Source organism: Bacteroidia bacterium, from assembly GCA_040880525.1.
GTDB lineage: Bacteria > Bacteroidota > Bacteroidia > CAILMK01 > JBBDIG01 > JBBDIG01.
In genome coordinates, this window is the sequence record JBBDIG010000017.1 from 87,101 (window position 1) to 106,635 (window position 19,535).

At 44.4% G+C, this 19,535-nt stretch carries 27 protein-coding genes; all 27 read right to left on the reverse strand.

The features are described from left to right. Nucleotides 1–31: 31 nt before the first annotated feature. The 27 genes from WD077_04355 to rpmC all read right to left on the reverse strand — a co-directional run bounded on the left by WD077_04355 (nt 32) and on the right by rpmC (nt 19,434). Nucleotides 32–466, reverse strand: coding sequence for an SPOR domain-containing protein (locus WD077_04355; GenBank protein MEX0966446.1), 435 nt, complete (start codon nt 464–466; stop codon nt 32–34). Beyond that, nucleotides 463–1,134 (reverse strand): deoxyribose-phosphate aldolase, encoded by a 672-nt coding sequence (gene deoC, locus WD077_04360; GenBank protein ID MEX0966447.1) that lies wholly within the window; start codon nt 1,132–1,134, stop codon nt 463–465. Before deoC ends, WD077_04355 begins: the two co-directional genes overlap by 4 nt. Continuing rightward, a complete protein-coding gene (gene secA, locus WD077_04365; protein MEX0966448.1) occupies nt 1,118–4,429 on the reverse strand; it encodes a preprotein translocase subunit SecA in 3,312 nt (1,103 codons plus the stop codon). Before secA ends, deoC begins: the two co-directional genes overlap by 17 nt. A gap of 295 nt (nt 4,430–4,724) precedes the next feature. Next, nucleotides 4,725–6,920 (reverse strand): T9SS type A sorting domain-containing protein, encoded by a 2,196-nt coding sequence (locus WD077_04370; GenBank protein ID MEX0966449.1) that lies wholly within the window; start codon nt 6,918–6,920, stop codon nt 4,725–4,727. Nucleotides 6,921–7,152: 232 nt separating this feature from the next. Beyond that, nucleotides 7,153–7,449, reverse strand: coding sequence for a septum formation initiator family protein (locus WD077_04375; protein ID MEX0966450.1), 297 nt, complete (start codon nt 7,447–7,449; stop codon nt 7,153–7,155). Nucleotides 7,450–7,459: 10 nt separating this feature from the next. Continuing rightward, nucleotides 7,460–8,746 carry a phosphopyruvate hydratase gene (eno, locus tag WD077_04380; protein MEX0966451.1) on the reverse strand — a complete coding sequence of 429 codons (1,287 nt, stop codon included), beginning with the start codon at nt 8,744–8,746 and terminating at the stop codon, nt 7,460–7,462. A gap of 46 nt (nt 8,747–8,792) precedes the next feature. After that, complete coding sequence (carA, locus tag WD077_04385; GenBank protein MEX0966452.1) at nt 8,793–9,917, reverse strand: glutamine-hydrolyzing carbamoyl-phosphate synthase small subunit; 1,125 nt, start codon at nt 9,915–9,917, stop codon at nt 8,793–8,795. A 93-nt stretch (nt 9,918–10,010) separates the two neighbouring features. Beyond that, nucleotides 10,011–10,640: a 50S ribosomal protein L17 gene (gene rplQ, locus WD077_04390; protein MEX0966453.1), complete on the reverse strand. Its 630-nt coding sequence runs from the start codon at nt 10,638–10,640 to the stop codon at nt 10,011–10,013. Between the two features lie 5 nt (nt 10,641–10,645). Then, nucleotides 10,646–11,638, reverse strand: coding sequence for a DNA-directed RNA polymerase subunit alpha (locus WD077_04395; GenBank protein ID MEX0966454.1), 993 nt, complete (start codon nt 11,636–11,638; stop codon nt 10,646–10,648). A 33-nt stretch (nt 11,639–11,671) separates the two neighbouring features. Further along, nucleotides 11,672–12,277, reverse strand: a complete 606-nt coding sequence (gene rpsD / locus WD077_04400) for a 30S ribosomal protein S4 (GenBank protein MEX0966455.1) — start codon at nt 12,275–12,277, stop codon at nt 11,672–11,674. A gap of 43 nt (nt 12,278–12,320) precedes the next feature. Then, nucleotides 12,321–12,716, reverse strand: a complete 396-nt coding sequence (rpsK, locus tag WD077_04405) for a 30S ribosomal protein S11 (GenBank protein MEX0966456.1) — start codon at nt 12,714–12,716, stop codon at nt 12,321–12,323. A gap of 6 nt (nt 12,717–12,722) precedes the next feature. Further along, nucleotides 12,723–13,103: a 30S ribosomal protein S13 gene (rpsM, locus tag WD077_04410; protein MEX0966457.1), complete on the reverse strand. Its 381-nt coding sequence runs from the start codon at nt 13,101–13,103 to the stop codon at nt 12,723–12,725. A gap of 14 nt (nt 13,104–13,117) precedes the next feature. After that, nucleotides 13,118–13,234, reverse strand: a complete 117-nt coding sequence (gene ykgO / locus WD077_04415; GenBank protein MEX0966458.1) for a type B 50S ribosomal protein L36 — start codon at nt 13,232–13,234, stop codon at nt 13,118–13,120. Between the two features lie 4 nt (nt 13,235–13,238). Beyond that, entirely contained in the window at nt 13,239–13,457 is a 219-nt protein-coding gene (gene infA / locus WD077_04420; GenBank protein MEX0966459.1) for a translation initiation factor IF-1, read from the reverse strand. A gap of 54 nt (nt 13,458–13,511) precedes the next feature. Next, the gene (gene secY / locus WD077_04425; protein ID MEX0966460.1) at nt 13,512–14,870 is read right to left on the reverse strand and encodes a preprotein translocase subunit SecY; all 1,359 of its coding nucleotides are present in this window, start codon (nt 14,868–14,870) and stop codon (nt 13,512–13,514) included. 5 nt (nt 14,871–14,875) lie between these two features. Further along, complete coding sequence (rplO, locus tag WD077_04430; protein MEX0966461.1) at nt 14,876–15,322, reverse strand: 50S ribosomal protein L15; 447 nt, start codon at nt 15,320–15,322, stop codon at nt 14,876–14,878. A gap of 3 nt (nt 15,323–15,325) precedes the next feature. Next, nucleotides 15,326–15,505: a 50S ribosomal protein L30 gene (gene rpmD / locus WD077_04435; GenBank protein MEX0966462.1), complete on the reverse strand. Its 180-nt coding sequence runs from the start codon at nt 15,503–15,505 to the stop codon at nt 15,326–15,328. A gap of 8 nt (nt 15,506–15,513) precedes the next feature. Further along, complete coding sequence (gene rpsE / locus WD077_04440; protein ID MEX0966463.1) at nt 15,514–16,029, reverse strand: 30S ribosomal protein S5; 516 nt, start codon at nt 16,027–16,029, stop codon at nt 15,514–15,516. A 14-nt stretch (nt 16,030–16,043) separates the two neighbouring features. Next, a complete protein-coding gene (rplR, locus tag WD077_04445) occupies nt 16,044–16,406 on the reverse strand; it encodes a 50S ribosomal protein L18 (GenBank protein ID MEX0966464.1) in 363 nt (120 codons plus the stop codon). Between the two features lie 9 nt (nt 16,407–16,415). After that, the gene (rplF, locus tag WD077_04450; GenBank protein MEX0966465.1) at nt 16,416–16,970 is read right to left on the reverse strand and encodes a 50S ribosomal protein L6; all 555 of its coding nucleotides are present in this window, start codon (nt 16,968–16,970) and stop codon (nt 16,416–16,418) included. A 24-nt stretch (nt 16,971–16,994) separates the two neighbouring features. After that, nucleotides 16,995–17,393, reverse strand: a complete 399-nt coding sequence (gene rpsH / locus WD077_04455) for a 30S ribosomal protein S8 (protein ID MEX0966466.1) — start codon at nt 17,391–17,393, stop codon at nt 16,995–16,997. Nucleotides 17,394–17,414: 21 nt separating this feature from the next. Beyond that, entirely contained in the window at nt 17,415–17,684 is a 270-nt protein-coding gene (gene rpsN, locus WD077_04460) for a 30S ribosomal protein S14 (GenBank protein MEX0966467.1), read from the reverse strand. A 5-nt stretch (nt 17,685–17,689) separates the two neighbouring features. Next, nucleotides 17,690–18,247: a 50S ribosomal protein L5 gene (gene rplE / locus WD077_04465; GenBank protein MEX0966468.1), complete on the reverse strand. Its 558-nt coding sequence runs from the start codon at nt 18,245–18,247 to the stop codon at nt 17,690–17,692. Then, the gene (gene rplX / locus WD077_04470) at nt 18,247–18,588 is read right to left on the reverse strand and encodes a 50S ribosomal protein L24 (protein MEX0966469.1); all 342 of its coding nucleotides are present in this window, start codon (nt 18,586–18,588) and stop codon (nt 18,247–18,249) included. Before rplX ends, rplE begins: the two co-directional genes overlap by 1 nt. A 6-nt stretch (nt 18,589–18,594) precedes the next feature. Beyond that, the gene (rplN, locus tag WD077_04475) at nt 18,595–18,963 is read right to left on the reverse strand and encodes a 50S ribosomal protein L14 (GenBank protein ID MEX0966470.1); all 369 of its coding nucleotides are present in this window, start codon (nt 18,961–18,963) and stop codon (nt 18,595–18,597) included. Nucleotide 18,964: 1 nt separating this feature from the next. Then, entirely contained in the window at nt 18,965–19,219 is a 255-nt protein-coding gene (rpsQ, locus tag WD077_04480; protein MEX0966471.1) for a 30S ribosomal protein S17, read from the reverse strand. A gap of 8 nt (nt 19,220–19,227) precedes the next feature. Next, on the reverse strand, nt 19,228–19,434 hold the full coding sequence (gene rpmC / locus WD077_04485) for a 50S ribosomal protein L29 (GenBank protein MEX0966472.1): 207 nt from the start codon (nt 19,432–19,434) through the stop codon (nt 19,228–19,230). Nucleotides 19,435–19,535 lie beyond the last annotated feature (101 nt).

The window sequence follows — 19,535 nt, forward strand, 5'->3', positions numbered from 1 at the left end:
GAATTCGATACAAAAGATGTTGAATTTAAAATTAACGGCTGCTCCGGAGCGGAGGAAACTGCACCTTTTTATCAGCTACCACAATAGCACCGGGATATTCTTCCCTCACATCCCTGAGCATCCTTTGCGCTTCGAACCTGTCACGGAAATCCCCCACACGAATGGTGAAGTAGGGTTTTTCATAATTTATATACGCTTCCTCGTCCGAAAACTCTTTCAGGAATTCCGTTCGGGCTTTCATTGCTTCATCCTTGCTGGTTCCGAAATAGATCTGCAGGCGATAACCTGACATTCCTTCCTTTCTCTCGTTTTCCATTAATCGTTGCGATAAAAGCGAATCTAGCTGGTCAGAGCTGTGAATATCCACCCAGCCCTCCACCGGGCTTATTTCCTCGCAAAGTTCAATTTGTGCAGCTACCACGGCAGGTATACCAGTAAGTATGGTCAGTATCAGCAGGATTTTCATCTCTCAATTAATTTAACACCTGAAGATGTACCGATCCGGCTTGCTCCTGCTTCCATCATCTGCATTGCCGTTTCTGCATCATTTATTCCTCCCGATGCTTTGATCCCAATGGAAGCCGGCAAAATTTCCCGTATCATTTTCACTTTCTCGACAGATGCACCGGGGCCATTGAAGCCGGTTGACGTTTTTACAAAATCAACCTCGGCAACAGTGCAGATATTACAGGCTTTAATTATTTCCTCATCCGTAAGGAGGCCGGTTTCAATAATCACCTTGACCAGAATATTATTTATGCGGCATAGCGTAGTAATGCTTTGAATATCATCCCTCACCTGTGCTTCATTCCCGGATTTCAGAGCAGCAATGTTCATGACCATGTCAATCTCATCCACCTTGTCATTAATAGCCTTTTTGCAGTCTTCAGCTTTGCCGTTTATGCTGGAGTACCCCATTGGAAAGCCTACCACAGTGACCACTTTTACCTTGCTCTTTCCCAAAGTTTTTTTGGCATGCTTCACAAAATACTGCGGTACGCATACTGCGTAAAATTTATACTTGATGGCTTCTTTGCAAAGCTGTGTTATTTCGTCCTGGCTGGTATCAGGCCTCAGCAGCGTGTGTTCTATCACTGAAGCAAGAGTTACCACCGGGTTAAGCATTTTTTCCATGACAGTGCTTGTATTTTTTTCCGCTTCCGCAAGGGCAAGGGTCATTCCGTCCCACTTTATCAGCAACCCTTACCGGCTCCGCTTTTTGGTTTTCACGCTGGCCATTTTCTTTGGCTGCCACCACGCCTTCTGCCCGGCTTGTCTGCATCTGGCTCATATCAGCTTTCTGCCGTACGCGGGCTTCTCTCACCTGATCGGGATCAGGCTGTGGCAATTTACCCAGGAAAAGCATTGAAAGCACCTCCTTGTTCACCCTCGTTACCATTTCCTGGAAGAGTTTAAAAGATTCCATTTTATAAATGATCAATGGATCTTTCTGCTCATATACTGCCGCCTGCACACTCTGTTTCAGATCATCCAGTTCACGGAGGTGTTCTTTCCATGCCTCGTCTATCATTGCAAGCGTGGCCATTTTCTCAAAGGCCCTGATGAGGCTTTTCCCATTCGTTTCCAGCGCCTTCTTCAAGTTTGCCACTACCTGCAGATAGCGGGTTCCATCACTGAAAGGCACAACAATATTTTCCACGGTTTCTCCACGCGTTTGATGCACTTTTTTAAGTACGGGCAAGGCTGTTTCAACGATCACATCATTCTTGTGCTTATACTCCCTTTGCAGGAAAAGATGGAGTTTCTCAGATATTTCTCTGGCATCTTTCTCTACAAATTCCGTTTCAGTAAATGGGCTTTGCACAGCCAGCAATCTCATCAACTCGAGGTTGAAACCCTGGAAATCGGCTGTGGCCTGGTACGTAATTACCAGTTCCTCACAAAGATCGGTGAGCATGTTGTCAAGGTCTACCGAAAGCCGTTCTCCATAAAGTGCATGCCTTCTGCGTTTGTAAATAACCTCACGTTGTGAGTTCATCACATCATCATATTCCAGAAGGCGCTTCCTGATACCAAAGTTGTTCTCTTCCACCTTTCGCTGCGCCCGTTCGATGGATTTGGTGATCATGCTGTGCTGGATCTCCTCTCCTTCTTTCAATCCGAGGCGGTCCATGAATTTTGCGATCCGGGCACTGCCAAAAAGCCGCATCAGGTTATCTTCGAGAGATACGTAAAACTGAGAAGATCCGGGATCTCCCTGGCGTCCTGCCCGTCCGCGCAACTGCCTGTCTACGCGCCTGCTTTCATGGCGTTCAGTACCGATAATGGCTAAACCACCAGCTTCCTTCACCCCCTCCCGGAGTTTAATGTCTGTACCCCGGCCAGCCATGTTGGTGGCAATTGTCACATTTCCAGCTTTTCCGGCCTCGGCAACAATTTCTGCCTCACGCTGGTGTTGCTTGGCATTCAGAACATTATGCTTAATGCCCCGCATTTTCATCATCCGGCTCAGCAATTCTGAGATCTCTACTGAAGTTGTCCCTACCAGAATAGGACGTCCCTGGTTTACAAGCTCCTGTATTTCTTCAATTACACCATTAAATTTTTCCCGTACAGTTTTAAACACTAAATCCTCCCGGTCATCCCGAACGATAGGGCGGTTGGTGGGAATCACCACAACGTCAAGCTTATAGATCTGCCAGAACTCACCGGCTTCCGTCTCAGCCGTACCGGTCATTCCACAGAGTTTGTGGTACATCCTGAAATAGTTTTGCAGGGTTACAGTGGCGAATGTCTGGGTACTGGCTTCCACCTTTACATTCTCCTTTGCCTCAATTGCCTGGTGCAGCCCGTCAGAATACCTCCGGCCTTCCATCACCCGGCCTGTCTGTTCATCTACAATTTTTATTTTATTATCAGCTAAAATATATTCCACATCATTCTCGAAAAGGGTATAAGCCTTTACAAGCTGATTGATGGTGTGTATGCGTTCTGACTTTATGGCAAAATCCCGCATCAGTTCATCCTTGCGATGGATCTTCTCCTCATCCGGTACATCAGCCTTCTCAATATCCGCCAGGTAGGTCCCCACATCAGGAAGGATAAAAAATTCAGGATCCTCTCCCTGGGCTGTGATCAGGTCCGTTCCTTTTTCTGCCAGCTCAATGGAGTTATTTTTTTCATCAATTACAAAATAAAGAACCTCATCCACTTTATGCATTTCCTTGCTTTGGTCCTGCATATAAAAATTCTCGGTTTTCTGAAGAAGGGCTTTAACACCATGCTCACTCAGAAATTTGATCAATGCTTTATTTTTGGGTAATCCACGGTATGCCCGGAGCAATAAGAAACCGGCTTCCTTTTCGTCACCCTCTTTGTACTTCACCTTTGCGTCAGCCAATACTTTTGACAGCAGATCACGCTGCGCTTTGAGCAACCTCTCTACCCGTGGTTTCAGTTCGTAAAAACGCTTCTGATCCTCATCGCTTCCTTTGGACGGGCCAGAGATAATGAGCGGAGTTCGTGCATCATCTATCAGTACAGAATCCACCTCATCCACCATCGCGTAATGAGGCTTGCGCTGCACCATGTCTTCAGGATCGCGTGCCATATTGTCGCGGAGGTAATCGAAGCCAAACTCGTTGTTGGTGCCATAAGTAATGCCTGCCTGGTAAGCTTTTCTGCGGGCTTCGGAATTTGGGCGGTGGTATTCAATGCAATCCACTGTAATACCGAGAAATTCGAAGATGGGAGCATTCCATTCGCAGTCCCTCCTTGCCAGGTAATCATTCACCGTTACCAGATGGACGCCCTGGCCGGACAAAGCATTCAGATAGGCCGGAAGTGTGGATACGAGCGTCTTACCCTCACCAGTAGCCATTTCTGCGATCTTGCCCTGATGAAGCACGATACCACCAACAAGCTGCACATCGTAATGCACCATGTCCCAGATAATCTCATTTCCGGCAGCCTTCCACCGGTTAATGAATACGGCCTTATCTCCGTTGATGATAATATGATCACGATTGGGTCTTGCCGCCAGATCGCGGTCGAGCTGCGTTGCGGCAACCTCCATCTTCTCGTTTTCCTTGAATCTACGGGCGGTTTCTTTAACTACAGCAAATGCTTCCGGCAAAAGCTCATTGAGCACGACCTCCAATTCTTCATCACGCTTTGCCGTCAGCGTATCAATTCTCTTATAGATTTCATCTTTTTCAGAAGCTTCGAGTTCTTCATTGGTTTCCGTCTCCTCTTTCAGTGCAGCTACTTCGTCATCTATTTCTTTAAGAAATTCAGCGATCCGGGCTTTGAAGATGGTCGTTTTCTCCCTCAGTTCATCATGGCTGAGATCTTTCAGCGTGTCATAGTATTCGTTGATGTGGGCTACTTCGGGCTGTAACTTTTTTATATCTCTTCCAGATTTATTGCCAAATATTTTAGCAACCGTTTTATTTACAAAATCAAGCATATTCAAAATTGAAAAAAGTGTGGAAAATCAAGCCCTGTGGGCGTTTGAGGCGCGTTGACGCAATAATATTGCCGGGGGCAAAAGTAGTGAAAAGGTGGCAGGACACCATTCAGCGCCTGCCAGCTACCGGCTATCTCAGGCCTGCCCTTTGTGCCTGAAATTAAGGGCAGGTGAATGCTTTTTTGCAGGAGCACCTGCTTTCCTTACAGCGGGAGTGAAAAACAAAGGCCGAAGCAATTTGAGCTGCTTCAGCCTCTGTTTAAAAATCCTTTTGATATGCAGGTAATAAATCTTGTTACTTGCCGGTTCTCACGATTCTGTAGGAGGACACCTTTTGCCCATCTCTTATTTCCAGTATGTAAATCCCTTCAGCAAAATTAGCAAGGGATATTTCGCCTTTTGCACTTTCCTCATCGTTGCGCAGGATTTTGCCGGTGAGTTCACGACCCTGCAAATCTCTCAGGGTGGCCTGGTACATTGTGCCCCCGGTATTGGGTATTTCAATCTGCACAAAGTCTGTAGCCGGATTTGGGAATAACCTGATTTTCAGGTCTTGTTGGTTTTGAACGATGCCTACTCCATCTTCAATTGTTACATTGAGGCGGGCTGTATCGCCTTCGCAATTATTGTCATTGGTCTCTACCACCCTGATGCTGCCGGACGTATGTTGATCACTCCACGCCACTTCTACCACGTTACTGTTGCCACCGCTGATTTGGCTTCCATTGGTTATTATCCATTCAAAAGAAGATCCCGTGGTTTGAGAAACGGAATATTGAATTGGATCTAACGAAGCTACAGTGGTAGCGCCTACAATAGTTTTGACGGCAGGAGCGGTATATACAGCGAAAGCGGGGCCTTCATCTGAGAGCACAGGGGCAGAAGAGTTCACCCGGATCTTATAACCTGAGCCGGCTGCCAAAGCAAATGGTAACTGCAGTACTTCATTGAGGTCAGTGGTTCCTGCAAATTGTCCCAGCGAGGTGGGGGAAGCAAATGATCCTGACGCATCTGAAAGTTCAAAGCTATATTGATTGCCTGCGTCCAGAGAGGATGTAGCGGTAACCGAAACTGCTATTTCGCTTCCGGCACATACTCCTGTTGATGCATACGAAAGGGCAATCTGCGGCCCGGACGTGGTCGTGATTTCAGCTATAAAGATATCTAACTGGCCAGCGGCATTCTTGGTAATATTATCGAAGTTGGATGTAGCACTAAAGCCTCCGACCTGAAAAACTTTTCCTGTGGCATCCTCGACAACTCCAAGTCCAAATTGATTATTTGTGCTGCCTTCTACCAAAAGGGAATAATCGAAGTTATTATTCTTATAGGCCATCAGGAATCCATCTTGCATGCCACTGGTGTTAAGGGTTTGCGAGCCGGCTACAAGGCTATTATCAAAATTTCCTGAAACATACATATTATTTCCTTTGACAAATAAATTTCTGCCAAACACAGTGCCTGCCCCCCTGATCTCCTTATGCGATACCAAACCATACGTAGAGGATGAAGAATTGTAGTTGAGCTCAGTAATAAACGTATTTAAGGTACCTAAACTCGTTATTGCGACCCCGGTGGCCAAATCAACTGTTCCTCCATATCTGCCGAGGGCATAAACGCGTCCATTGGCAAAATGAAGATCAGTTACATTAGCGCCACTACCGGTTGAGTTGCCGTCATATACGAACCCTTGTAGAAATGAACCGGTGGAGGAATAGGCTGCGATATAACCGGAGAAATCGCCATCCGCATTATAAGTGGATGATGTGCTAGTAATTTGAATACTGCCAGCAAAAGAACCCCCCACGTGTACAACTCCATTGTTATCTACCACCAGATCAGTTGCTATTTCATCATCGAAGCTGGCCGTGGTTGAAAACCAGGTATTTGAATGCCCGTTGAATTGCGTCATTAGCACAAATGCATCGCGATCATTGCCAAAATCAATTGACCCGCATATATACACACGATTATCACTACTGATGGCGATTGCTGTTGCCTCGCTGGGCTGCGAGAGGTTACCTATCTCTGCAGTTTCAGCAGTCCCTGAAGCTGTGTATTTTGCAGCGAAAAAATCCTTAAGGCCATCATCGTTTACAAAATTATAACTTTGAGTTGGTGAATACATGACTGCACTCCCCGTATAATAACCGGCCAGGTAGCAGTTTCCGGACTGATCCAGTTGGAGGTCACTGACAAGCTCATCGCCCGATCCTCCGATCTGCCTAACCCAGAGGTAAGCTCCGGCAGGCGAAATCTTGGCAACGAAAATATCCAGGCCGCCATAGCTGGTAAGGGTTGTTGAACCAAATTGCACGGAGCCGGAGAACATACCGGCTACAAAGCGATTGTTGCTCGCATCTGTCTGAATGCTGGTGGCATAGTCATTACCGGACGCACCGGCTGTCATCACATCTACATATTGCTGGGCATTCAAAGCATTGAATGACATAAAAAGCAACACTAAAAGACAAGTTGTAATTTTTTTCATAATAATATTTTTCAGGATTTAAACTAAGTACAAATTTACAATAACGTCTATTGCATATCTACAAGAAGGCTAATTATTTAAGATATGAAATGCCCGCGCCAATGAGACGTGGTTTTCAGATACATAGCCGGATTGTAATATGGTGAATTATTTTGTCAACTAAGGTATGAATAGGGAGACGCGATGGCCGGAAATGCAAAAGATATTATTGGATTTCGAAATGAAAGTATATCTATTTTTCTTTCTTTACTATTATAAAAATATCCTCAATATCCTTTTTCATTAAATATTTTTCGCGGGCAAATTTTTCCAGTTTCGCTTCATCACTGAAAAGTTCCTCCTTCATTGCCTTTGTTTCTTCAATTTTCTCCAGATAGTACGCCTTGTCCTGCCTCAACTGGTAGTGGTGCCATTCGGCTTCTATCCGCTCGAAGATGTTATTGCGATCGAAAAATACAAGCCAGACCAACATAAAGATCGCTACTAAAAGATACTTATTCCGAAGCAGCAGAAGATGTTTCCTTTTCATAACAACGTTTTTACTTTCGCAAAAATGAGAAGCTTTTGCCATAATAACGCGCTTCGTCCCCTAACGTTTCCTCAATGCGCAAAAGCTGGTTGTATTTTGCAACACGGTCTGTACGTGAGGCAGAGCCGGTTTTTATCTGTCCGCAATTCAAGGCTACTGCCAGGTCGGCTATAAATGTGTCCTCTGTTTCGCCACTTCGATGGCTGATCACCGGGCTAAAGGAATGCCGGCTGGCCAGATTAACGGCATCTATCGTTTCGGTGAGCGTACCTATCTGGTTCAGTTTAATAAGTATGGAGTTTGCTGATTTTTCATCCAGGCCCCGTTGCAGGCGCTCAGTATTTGTCACGAAAAGATCATCGCCCACCAACTGCACCTTACTGCCAATCCGCTCTGTGAGTTTACGCCAGCCTTCCCAATCGTCCTCGCCCAGGGCATCCTCAATGGAAGCAATCGGATACTTATTCACCCAGCGTTCCCAATACTCAATCATCTCTTCACTGGAGAGCTTTTGCTGGCTACTCTTGTAGAATTTATATTTTTTTCGATCCACCATTTCCGTGGCGGCTGCGTCCAATGCAATAAATATATCCTCTCCAGGCTTATATCCAGCTTTTTCAATCGCCTTCAATACAAACTCAATCGCTTCTTCATTGCTTTCGATGCCAGGCGCAAATCCTCCTTCATCGCCTACATTGGTGGTGTATCCTTTATTTTGCAGCTCTTTTTTAAGTTGGTGAAAAACCTCCGTTCCCATGCGTAGGGCATGGTAAAAATTGTCAGCCTTTATCGGCATGATCATAAATTCCTGAAAATCAATTTTATTGTCAGCGTGCTTGCCGCCATTCAGAATGTTCATCATGGGGATTGGCATCAGGCTCGCGCCAACTCCGCCCAGGTAACGAAATAGCGGCATTCCACTTTCTTCAGCAGCAGCCCGCGCTACAGCGAGTGAAATACCGAGGATGGCATTGGCCCCCATCTTCGCTTTATTGCTGCTCCCGTCAATATCTATCATAGCCCGGTCAATTGCGGCCTGCTCAAACACTGAATGACCGATTAACTCAGGAGCCAGTTTTTCCTCAATATTCTTGAGCGCCTTCATTACGCTTTTGCCACCATAGTAGTCCTTTTTGCCATCACGCAATTCCACAGCTTCATATCGTCCCGTAGATGCTCCGGAAGGTACAGCCGCGCGCCCTAAAACACCGTTAGTAGTTATTACGTCCACCTCCACTGTCGGGTTTCCTCTTGAATCAAGAATTTGCCGTGCACCTATATTTAAAATTGTGCTCATGATTAATTTTTAAAACAACACTAATATTTAAATGAAAGATTGACTGTCAGGTTTCAAACTCCTGGACCTTTTGGCCCTGCATCAACGATACGAACTGGTCAAACAGGTATTCAGAATCGTGAGGGCCGGGAGAGGTTTCAGGATGGTACTGAACGGTGAAAGCATTTTTAGAATTATGGTGCATACCTTCGATTGTTTGATCATTAAGATTAACATGGGTGATGGTTACCTCGCTTGCCAGCTTTATTGCGTCCGGCACCACGCCAAAGCCGTGGTTTTGTGAAGTGATCTCACATTTTCCGGTAACCACGTTTTTCACCGGATGGTTGATGCCCCTGTGGCCATTATGCATTTTAAAAGTGGGTATTCCCATGGCACAAGCAAAAAGCTGATGGCCGAGGCAAATACCAAACATTGGCCTGTCATTGTCCAGTATTTTTTTCACGGTTTTAATAGCATAATCCATGGCCGCGGGATCTCCGGGACCGTTTGAAATGAAGTAGCCGTCAGGTTGCCATTTATCCATTTCTTCAAATGAAGTTTTAGCCGGAAATATCTTTAAATAGCAATCGCGCATGGCAAGGTGTCGAAGAATATTTTTCTTGACCCCCAGGTCGAGTACAGCGACTTTCCTCTTACTCTTTTCATTCCCCAAAAAATAGGGTTCTTTTGTGCTTACCTCAGAAGAAAGCTCAAGCCCCTCCATTGAGGGTACTTTTTTTAATTTTGCTTTTAATAATTCTATGTCCAGAATTTCAGAAGAAATAATGGCATTCATGGCTCCCTTATCGCGAATATGCAATACAAGGGCACGTGTATCTACTTCGGAAATGCATACAAGATTATTTGCAAGAAAATAATTCTGGATAGATTCATCAGCTTGTTTCCGGGAATAAAGATTTGTGAAATTCCTGCACACGAGGGCATTTATCTTCATGCCTTCCGATTCGCTTTCCTCATAACGAACGCCATAGTTCCCGATATGTACATTGGTGGTGACCATTATCTGCCCAAAATATGACGGATCAGTAAAAATCTCCTGGTATCCCGTCATCCCGGTGTTGAAGCAAATTTCACCAGTAGCGGTCCCTATTTTTCCTGCCGATTTTCCCGGATATACAGTTCCATCTTCAAGAACTAAAACAGCGGGCTTTTTTTCTAAATATTTCATATTTGATTTTACCTCGTCAAATTTCATAAAAAAAGGATAAAGCGACCGGCACCTTATCCTTTTCTATCATTACATCAGAGGAACAACAATGCATTATTCCTTTTTATTATCCTCCTTATCAGCATCCTTTTTTTCTTTCTCTGTAGCTTCGGCAGATGTTGGATGCTCATCTGCTTCATTCTTCTCAGCTTCAGTTACCGGACTTTCTGCAGTCTCTCCTTTCGGCTCTGCGGCTGAAACGGTCGTCTCCTCTTTCTTTTCAGTCAATGGAGTAGTTTCAGCTCCGGCTTCACCTGATGATTTCTTTCCACCTCTTCTTCTGCGCTTCTTGCGACCGCCACTTGCTTTTTCAGCCAGCATTGTTTCATTGTAATCCACCAGCTCCATCATTGCCATTTCCGCATTGTCGCCCAACCTGTTTCCAAGTTTTATAATTCTTGTATACCCTCCCGGCCGGTCCGCTATTTTCGCTCCTATTTCATCAAAAAGCTCCGTTACAGAATGTTTGTCCTGCAAATAGCTAAAGACGATTCTCCGGTTATGGGTTGTATTTTCCTTTCCTTTGGTGAGCAGCGGCTCCACATATACGCGCAATGCCTTTGCTTTCGCTACCGTGGTAGTAATGCGTTTGTGCCGGATGAGCGAACTCGCCATGTTGGAGAGCATAGCTTTCCGGTGCTGCGATTTACGCCCAAGGTGATTTACTTTCCTCCCGTGTCTCATTGCTCTTAGTCTTCGTCAAGGTTATATTTGGTAATCTCCATCCCAAAGGTGAGGTTCTTATCACGTACAAGTTCCTCAAGCTCCCCAAGTGATTTCTTACCGAAGTTGCGGAACTTCAGCAGATCCGCTACATCATATTTCACAAGGTCACATAGTGTCTTGATCTCGGCTGCACGAAGACAGTTGAATGCTCTTACAGACAGGTCCAGATCAGTGAGTGGGGTCTTCAGCAGTTTGCGCATGTGCAGGAATTTCTCATCTACCTGACTTTCCTCTTTTTTCATTTCGCTATCAAGCGTAATGTTTGTATCAGAGAAAAGCATAAAATGCTGGATAAGTATCTTGGCTGCCTGCTTTAGCGCTTCTTCAGGATGAACCGAGCCATCCGTGCTGACTTCCATTACCAGCCGTTCATAGTCAGTAGCCTGGCCTACACGTGTCATCTCCACGTTGAACTTAACTCTTTTAATAGGCGTGAAAATAGAATCAATAGGGATCAGCCCTATTGGCGCCTCTTTTGGTTTATTCTCTTCTGCTGAAATGTAGCCTCGTCCTTTTTGCAGGATCAGTTCCATTTCCAGCTTTACTGAAGGCTCCATGTGGCAAATCACGAGTTCAGGATTAAGTACCTGAAAATTACTGGAAGATTTCCCGATATCACCGGCCTTCAGCGTGTTCTGTCCGCTAATCGACACGAATATTTTTTCTTCCTCATCTCCAGGTGTGATGCGTTTACACCGCACCTGTTTGAGGTTGAGAACAAATTCAGTGACGTCTTCAATTACGCCAGTTATAGTAGAAAATTCATGGTCTACGCCATTTATCTTCACGGCCGTGATGGCATATCCCTCTAATGAAGAAAGCAATGTTCTTCTGAGGGCGTTGCCGATGGTTACGCCATACCCTTTTTCAAGGGGAGAAAACTCAAATACGCCCAAAAAGTCTGATGCTTTTTGCATCACTACTTTATCAGGCTTTTGAAATGTTAATGCTGACATGAATATTTACTTTGACCGTATAAAGGAAAAGGATTATTTAGAATACAACTCAACAATAAGTTGTTCTTTGATATTCTCAGGAATTGCTTCCCGTTCAGGGTAATCCATAAACTTGCCCTGTTTTGCTGCGCCATCCCACTCTAGCCATTGAAAATTCTTATGGCGTCCTTGCAGTGATTCATCTATTGCCTCCAGAGATTTTGACTTCTCCCTGACAGCGACAATGTCACCGGGACGGAGTTGAAATGAAGGGATATTGACAATCTGGCCATTCACAGTGATATGTTTGTGAGATACCAATTGTCGTGCAGCGGCCCTTGACTTAGCAATACCAAATCTAAATACAGTATTGTCAAGACGGGCTTCCAAAAATTTCAACAGGTTCTCACCTGTGATACCTTTTTTATGTGAGGCTTTTTCAAACAGGTTGCGGAACTGACGTTCCAGCAAGCCATAGGTGTACTTAGCCTTTTGTTTTTCAGCCAACTGGACAGAATATTCAGAAGACTTGGAACGCCTCCTGGACTGGCCATGCTGTCCTGGTGGGTAAGGTTTTCTTTCCAAAGCACTGTCGTGACCAAAAATCGGTTCACGAAATTTTCTGGCTATTTTGGAAGTTGGGCCGGTATATCTTGCCATTATTACTTATGGTTATTCTTAAACGTTTTCAAAAGATCCTGTATTAGACCCTTCTTCTTTTTGGAGGCCGGCAGCCATTATGAGGAATGGGCGTCAGGTCATGGATGGCAGTAACTTCAATACCCTCATTATTGACGGTTCTGATTGCTGCTTCGCGTCCTGAGCCAGGTCCTCTTACAAATACTTCTGCCTTTCTCATTCCAAGACTATGCGCCACCTTAGCACATTCAGTAGCCGCTACCTGCGCAGCATAAGGAGTGTTCTTCTTGGAGCCACGAAACCCATTCTTACCTGCTGAAGACCATGAGATAACCTGGCCTGAAGAATTGGTTATTGAGATAATAATATTATTAAAAGTAGCCTGAATGAATACCTTTCCTACTGGCTCTACATTTACCTTTCTCTTTTTGGCGGCTGTCTTTGTCGTTTTCTTTGCCATTATGCTTTACTTTTTAACCGCTTTCTTTTTACCAGCCACCGTTTTCTTTCTTCCCTTTCGAGTTCGGGCATTGGTTTGTGTTTTTTGACCTCTTACCGGTAATCCCTTCCGGTGGCGCAGCCCCCTATAACTACCAATATCCATCAGTCGTTTAATATTGGTTTGGACTTCAGCCCGCAGTTCACCTTCAGTTTTAAAGTTTTCACTGAGATTTTTACGAATGTTGGCCAATTCTTCATCATCCCAGTCTTTCACTTTTTTGTTAAAGTCTACTCCAGACTTTTCCAAGACCTTCTGAGCGGATGTAGGACCAATTCCGTAAATATAAGTGAGACCAATAATACCTCTCTTCTCTTTTGGCAGGTCTATACCGGCAATTCTCGCCATAGTGTTTATTTAAATTATCCCTGACGCTGCTTAAAGCGAGGGTTTTTCTTATTGATTACGTACACACGGCCTTTGCGTCTTACGATCTTGCATTCGGCACTTCTTTTCTTAACTGAAACTCGAACTTTCATCGGTCTACTTGTATCTATAGGTTATTCTACCCTTTGAAAGATCATAAGGCGACATTTCCACCTTTACCTTATCTCCGGGAAGAATTCGAATGTAATGCATGCGCATCTTTCCTGATATGTGCGCCAGAATTTGATGGCCATTTTCAAGTTCAACTCTGAACATTGCGTTCGGCAATGCTTCAACGACTACTCCATCCTGAACTATCGTTGACTGTTTGACCATTCCAAAATTTTTTCGGGCTGCAAAATTATCAAATTATTAATCAAATCCAAGCTATTACACAGATGCTCCAAGTGAGGTACGGCCTTTTAACCTTCCTGTTTTCATAAGTCCGTCATAATGACGCATCAAAAGGTGACTTTCAATTTGCTGCAAAGTATCCAGAATTACCGCCACCATGATCAGCAGACTGGTTCCGCCAAAGAAATGAGAGAACTGTGTGTTCACTCCAATGGATGCCGCAATAGCAGGAAAAATTGCTACAAGAGCGAGGAAAAAGGAACCAGGTAATGTAATCCGGCTCATGATGGTATCTATGAAATCAGCAGTGGCTTTCCCCGGTTTCACCCCGGGGACGAATCCCCCATTCCGCTTCAAGTCATCCGCTATCTGGTTAGAATTCACTGTAACCGCAGTATAGAAGAATGTGAAAAGAATGATCAATATCCCAAACACGATATTATAAGGCACGGAAGTAAAATCAGTGAATGCTGCTCCTATTCCCCGCCACATATCAGAATCTTCAAAGAAGGCGGCAAAGGTTGCCGGTAAAAACATCAATGCCTGAGCAAAGATAATTGGCATCACCCCTGAAGCATTGACCTTTAGGGGAATATACTGTCTTACCCCTCCAAACTGTCTGCTTCCGGCAACTCTCTTTACATATTGCACGGGTATTCTCCGGGTTCCCTGAACCAGCAGCACTGTAGCAAGAATCACAAGAAGCAATGCTACGATCTCCACCAGAAAGATCACCAAACCACCACCGGCCTGAGCAAGACGCTGTTCAAACTCAGCAAGCAGCGCTCTCGGCAGATTAGCAATAATTCCGATCATTATGATCAATGAAATACCATTTCCAATACCGCGATCCGTAATTTTTTCACCAAGCCACATCACGAACATAGTTCCCGTTACCAGTATAATGGTATTGGTCAACATGAACATGAAATAAGAAAACCCGGTGAAGTTGTAGATAAATGCCGATTCCGGAACCTGACTCTGAAGATTGATAAGGTAACTAACGGCCTGCACAGCGGTAATTGCAATTGTCAGCACACGGGTGATCTGGTTTATTTTATTACGACCAGACTGGCCTTCCTTCTGCAATTTCTGGAAATAAGGAACTGCGATTCCCAAAAGCTGAATGATGATGGAAGCTGAAATGTAGGGCATGATTCCCAACGCAAAAATGGATGCCCTTGAAAAGGCACCCCCTGCAAACATGTTAATCATTCCTAACAGACCTTCCTGTGCCTGGCTCGTGTAACGCTGCAATGCAGCAGGGTCTACGCCCGGCAATACAATAAAGGATCCTAACCGATATATTAAAATAAAACCGAGTGTATAAAGGATTCTAACCCTTAGCTCTTCTATTTTGAAGATATTCTTAATGGTCTCAATAAATCCCTTCATTCCGGTTAAATATTAATGGCTTCTCCGCCTTTATCTTCGATTGCCGACTTAGCAGTTTTTGAAAATTTATGGGCTTTCACCTGGATCTTAGCGGATAGCTCTCCCCGGCCCAAAACTTTAATTTTTTCTCTTTTAGAAACCAATCCGTGTTTCTTAAATGTATCAAAATCAAATGAGGTGATCTTATGCTCATCTGCCAGTCCCTGAAGTATATCCAGGTTCACCGGAACATATTCCACACGGTTGATATTCTTAAAGCCGAATTTAGGTACCCTCCGTTGTAACGGCATCTGGCCTCCTTCAAAACCGGCTTTGCTAGAATAACCCGATCTTGATTGCGCTCCCTTATGGCCTCTGGTAGAAGTTCCACCATGACCCGAACCCTGGCCCCGGCCAATCCTTTTTCTTTTCTTGACAGAACCTGCTGCCGGTTTCAAATTACTTAAATCCATGGCTTATGCTTCTTCAACTTTTACAAGATGTAATACCTTTCGGATCATTCCTTTTATCTGGGGTGTATCCTCATGTTGCACTGAATGATTAATTCGTCTTAATCCCAGAGCCTCAATTGTCTTTTTCTGATTCTCAGGTCTGTCTATAATGCTTTTAATCTGAGTAACTTTAATCTTTGCCATCGTGATTCTTAACCGTTGAATACTGTTCCGAGAGACACCCCGCGAAGATTGGCAATGGTATAAGCATCCCTAATCTGGGTGAGGGCCTTTACCGTAGCCTTTACTACGTTGTGAGGATTTGAAGAGCCTTTTGATTTTGCTAATACATCATGAATTCCAGCGCTCTCAAGGACTGCCCGCATCGCTCCACCTGCGATAACACCAGTTCCTGGTGCTGCCGGTTTCAAAAAAACAAGTGCTCCTCCATACCGCGCCTCCTGTGCATGATATACCGTTCCGCTATTAACAGAAACCTTTATCAGATTTTTCTTAGCATCATTAACGCCTTTAGTAATGGCCTCAGTAACCTCACGAGCTTTTCCCAAACCATATCCGACTATGCCATCTCCATTGCCTACCACTACCATGGCTGAAAAACTAAATGTTCTTCCTCCCTTAGTTACCTTGGCTACCCGATTAATGCTCACCACCTTTTCGGTGAGTTCAATCTCACTGGTCTTTATTCTCTTTACGTTTCTGTCCATAGTCATAAAAATTCTCAGATTGTAATTCCACCCTCCCGGGCACCTTCGGCCAACGCCTTAATGCGGCCATGATACAAATAGCCATTCCGGTCGAATGCTACTTTTGAGATATTGCTGTCTTTTACTTTGGTGGCCAATAATTTACCGACCATCCTGGCTTGTTCAATTCGCCCCTTGTATTGTCCCTGTACCTCGGCTTCTTTTGAAGATGCTGAGGCCAGTGTATGTCCCTGTTCGTCATCAATTACCTGGGCATAAATTTCCTTATTACTTCGGTAGACGGTCAGGCGCGGACGCTCCGATGTTCCATACACCTTTTTGCGAATTCCCCGCTTAATTCTGTCCCTTCTGCTTATTTTCTTTTCTAACCTGTTCATTGTTGCCGTTTATTTACCAGCCGTTTTTCCAGCCTTTCTGCGAATCTGCTCGCCTGCAAAGCGAATCCCTTTTCCTTTGTAAGGCTCAGGTTTACGGAATGAACGGATTTTAGCAGCCACCTGGCCAATCAACTCCTTATCAATACTTTGGAGTATAATAGTGGGACTTTTTCCCTTTTGCGTCTCGGTAACTACTTTTACTTCATCCGGAAGCTGAAATAATATATCATGCGAATAACCCACAGATAATTCAAGCAACTGGCCGGTATTGGAGGCTTTATAGCCCACACCTACCAGTTCCTGCTTTATTTCATAACCCTCTGAAACGCCATGTACCATATTCGCAATGAGCGCCCGCGTAAGTCCGTGAATTGCCTTATGTCTCTTCTGCTCAGTAGGCCGCTCTACATGCAGCGTACCGTCTTCAAGCCGGAACTTCATATCGGGGTCAAACTTACGAATGAGTTCGCCTTTTGGACCCTTTACTTTAATCTCGTTGTTTGAACCCAGATTTACTTCCACCTTCTCGGGAAGTGCTACGGGTGCCTTACCTATTCTTGACATGCGGCTTTTGCTCTTTACAAATAATTAGTAAACGTAGCAGAGGACTTCTCCACCTACATTCTCTTTACGCGCTTGCTTATCAGTCATCACTCCGTGGGAGGTAGAAATAATGGCAATTCCCAATCCGTTGATTACCCGTGGCAAGTCATCTGCTCCCTTGTATTGTCTCAAACCTGAACGGCTAATCCGTTTTAGATTTTTAATAGAAGACGTACCAGTTGCACTATCATATTTCAGCGCAATCTTAATCATTCCCTGAGGGCCGTTTTTATCCTCAAATTTATAATTGAGAATATAGCCCTGTTCGTATAAAATTTTGGTCAATTCCTTCTTCAAACCGGAAGAAGGAATATCAACCACGCGTTTCTTAGCTTTAATTGAATTCCTGATACGGGTCAGAAAATCTGCAATTGGATCTATCATTTCTCTGCTCAGCTATTATTGTTACCAACTGGCTTTTTTCAAACCAGGAATCTTCCCTTCATGCGCCATATCCCTAAAGACAATCCGGCAAATACCGAATTTCCGCATATATGCTCTTGGCCGGCCAGTCAGGGCACAGCGATTTCTCAAACGTACTGGCGAGGAATTACGCGGAAGTTTGTCCAGTGCCTCCCAATTGCCCTCAGCTTTTAACTTCTTTCTTCGTTCAGCATACTGATCCACCATTTTCTGGCGCTTCCTGTTTCTTACTACGACCGACAATTTAGCCATTGCTGCTAATTAGTTTGTGTTTTAAAAGGCATTCCTAATTCCTTCAACAAAATATATCCTTCCTGATCCGTATCAGCCGAAGTTACAAAGGTGATGTCCATACCATTGATCCGGTTGACTTTATCAATATCCACTTCGGGAAAAATAATATGCTCGGTAATGCCCATTGTATAATTGCCACGACCATCAAATCCCTTATCGCTGATGCCGCGAAAATCCCGCACCCGTGGTAATGCTATGTTGATTAATCTTTCAAGAAACTGATACATAGTGGTACCCCTGAGCGTTACCCTGGCGCCTATCGGCATTCCCTCCCTCAGCTTAAAGTTGGAAATTGACTTACGGGCAAATGTAGGTACCGCCTTCTGGCCAGCGATCAATGTCATTTCATTTACTGCTGAATCCACAATTTTCTTATCGGCCACAGCCGCACCCAACCCCTGGTTAAGAACGATCTTCTCCAGTTTAGGCACCTGCATCCGGTTCTGGTACTTCATTTTATCTATGAGTACAGGAATTACCTGCTCTTCATATTTTATTCTATAGGTAGGTTTAACTTCCATTACTTAATTGCCTCCCCTGATTTTTTTGCGTAGCGTACCAATTTGTCTTTTTCTAACCTTCTTCCCACTCTTGTAGGCTCTCCGGATTTAGGATCAAGCAGTGCAACGTTTGAAATGTGGATTGGAGCTTCCTTTTTTAAAATTCCGCCATCCGGATGCTTTGCGCTGGGTTTAGTATGACGCTTAATGACATTGACGCCCTCAACGAAAATTTTTCCTTCTTTCACCAGCACTTCCAGCACCTTTCCTTCGGTACCCTTGTCATTTCCGGAAATTACTCTTACCTGATCATTTCTCCTGATCTTCCATTTAGGCTGGGTTTGCTTTTTTGCTTTGCTCATATCTGTTTACAATACTTCAGGCGCCAGTGAAACAATCTTCATAAACTTACGATCTCTTAATTCTCTGGCCACGGGACCAAATATCCGCGTTGCTCTTGGTTCATCGTTTTGCGTCAAAAGAACACAGGCATTTTCATCAAACCGGATATAAGAACCGTCCTGCCTGCGCACCTCCTTCCGAACTCTCACTATAACTGCCCTGGAAACCGCACCTTTTTTCAAACCTCCAGAAGGTATTGCCGACTTCACTGATACTACGATCTTGTCTCCAACGGAAGCGTAACGTTTGCCGCTACCACCAAGTACCCTGATACAAAGGACTTCTTTGGCTCCGCTATTATCGGCAACTTTCAGACGTGATTCTTGCTGGATCATTTTATTTAGCCCTTTCTACAATTTCTACCAATCTCCAAGTCTTATTCTTACTGAGAGGCCGGGTTTCCATTATATTCACAATGTCACCCTCATTACACTCATTCTTCTCATCGTGCGCATAAAACTTGGAAGTCTTCTTTACAAACTTTCCATACAGTGGATGCTTCACCTTCCTCTCCACGGCCACCGTAATGGATTTCTCCATTTTATTTGACAGTACTTTTCCTGTCATTTCCTTTCGCGAACCTCTATCCATTGGTGTATTTACTGCTTTACTTGTTTCTTTAATTGCCGCGCACGGAGTTCCGTTTTATAACGTGCAATCATTCGCTTTGTGAAAGAGAGCTTTTTAGGATTATCAAGTGGATGAACGGCATGCGTCAGACCCATCTTGGTCAGGCTTAATTGCTCTTCAACAATATATTCCTGAATTTCCTTATCGGTTAATTCTTTGATATCTTCTTTCTTCATCACACCAGCTTATGCTGAAAATTAAACTGCCCTTCCCCTATCGTTCATTCAGATAATCTGAGATTTTCTCCAAAAGAAGATTATCCGGTCAAAAATGAGGA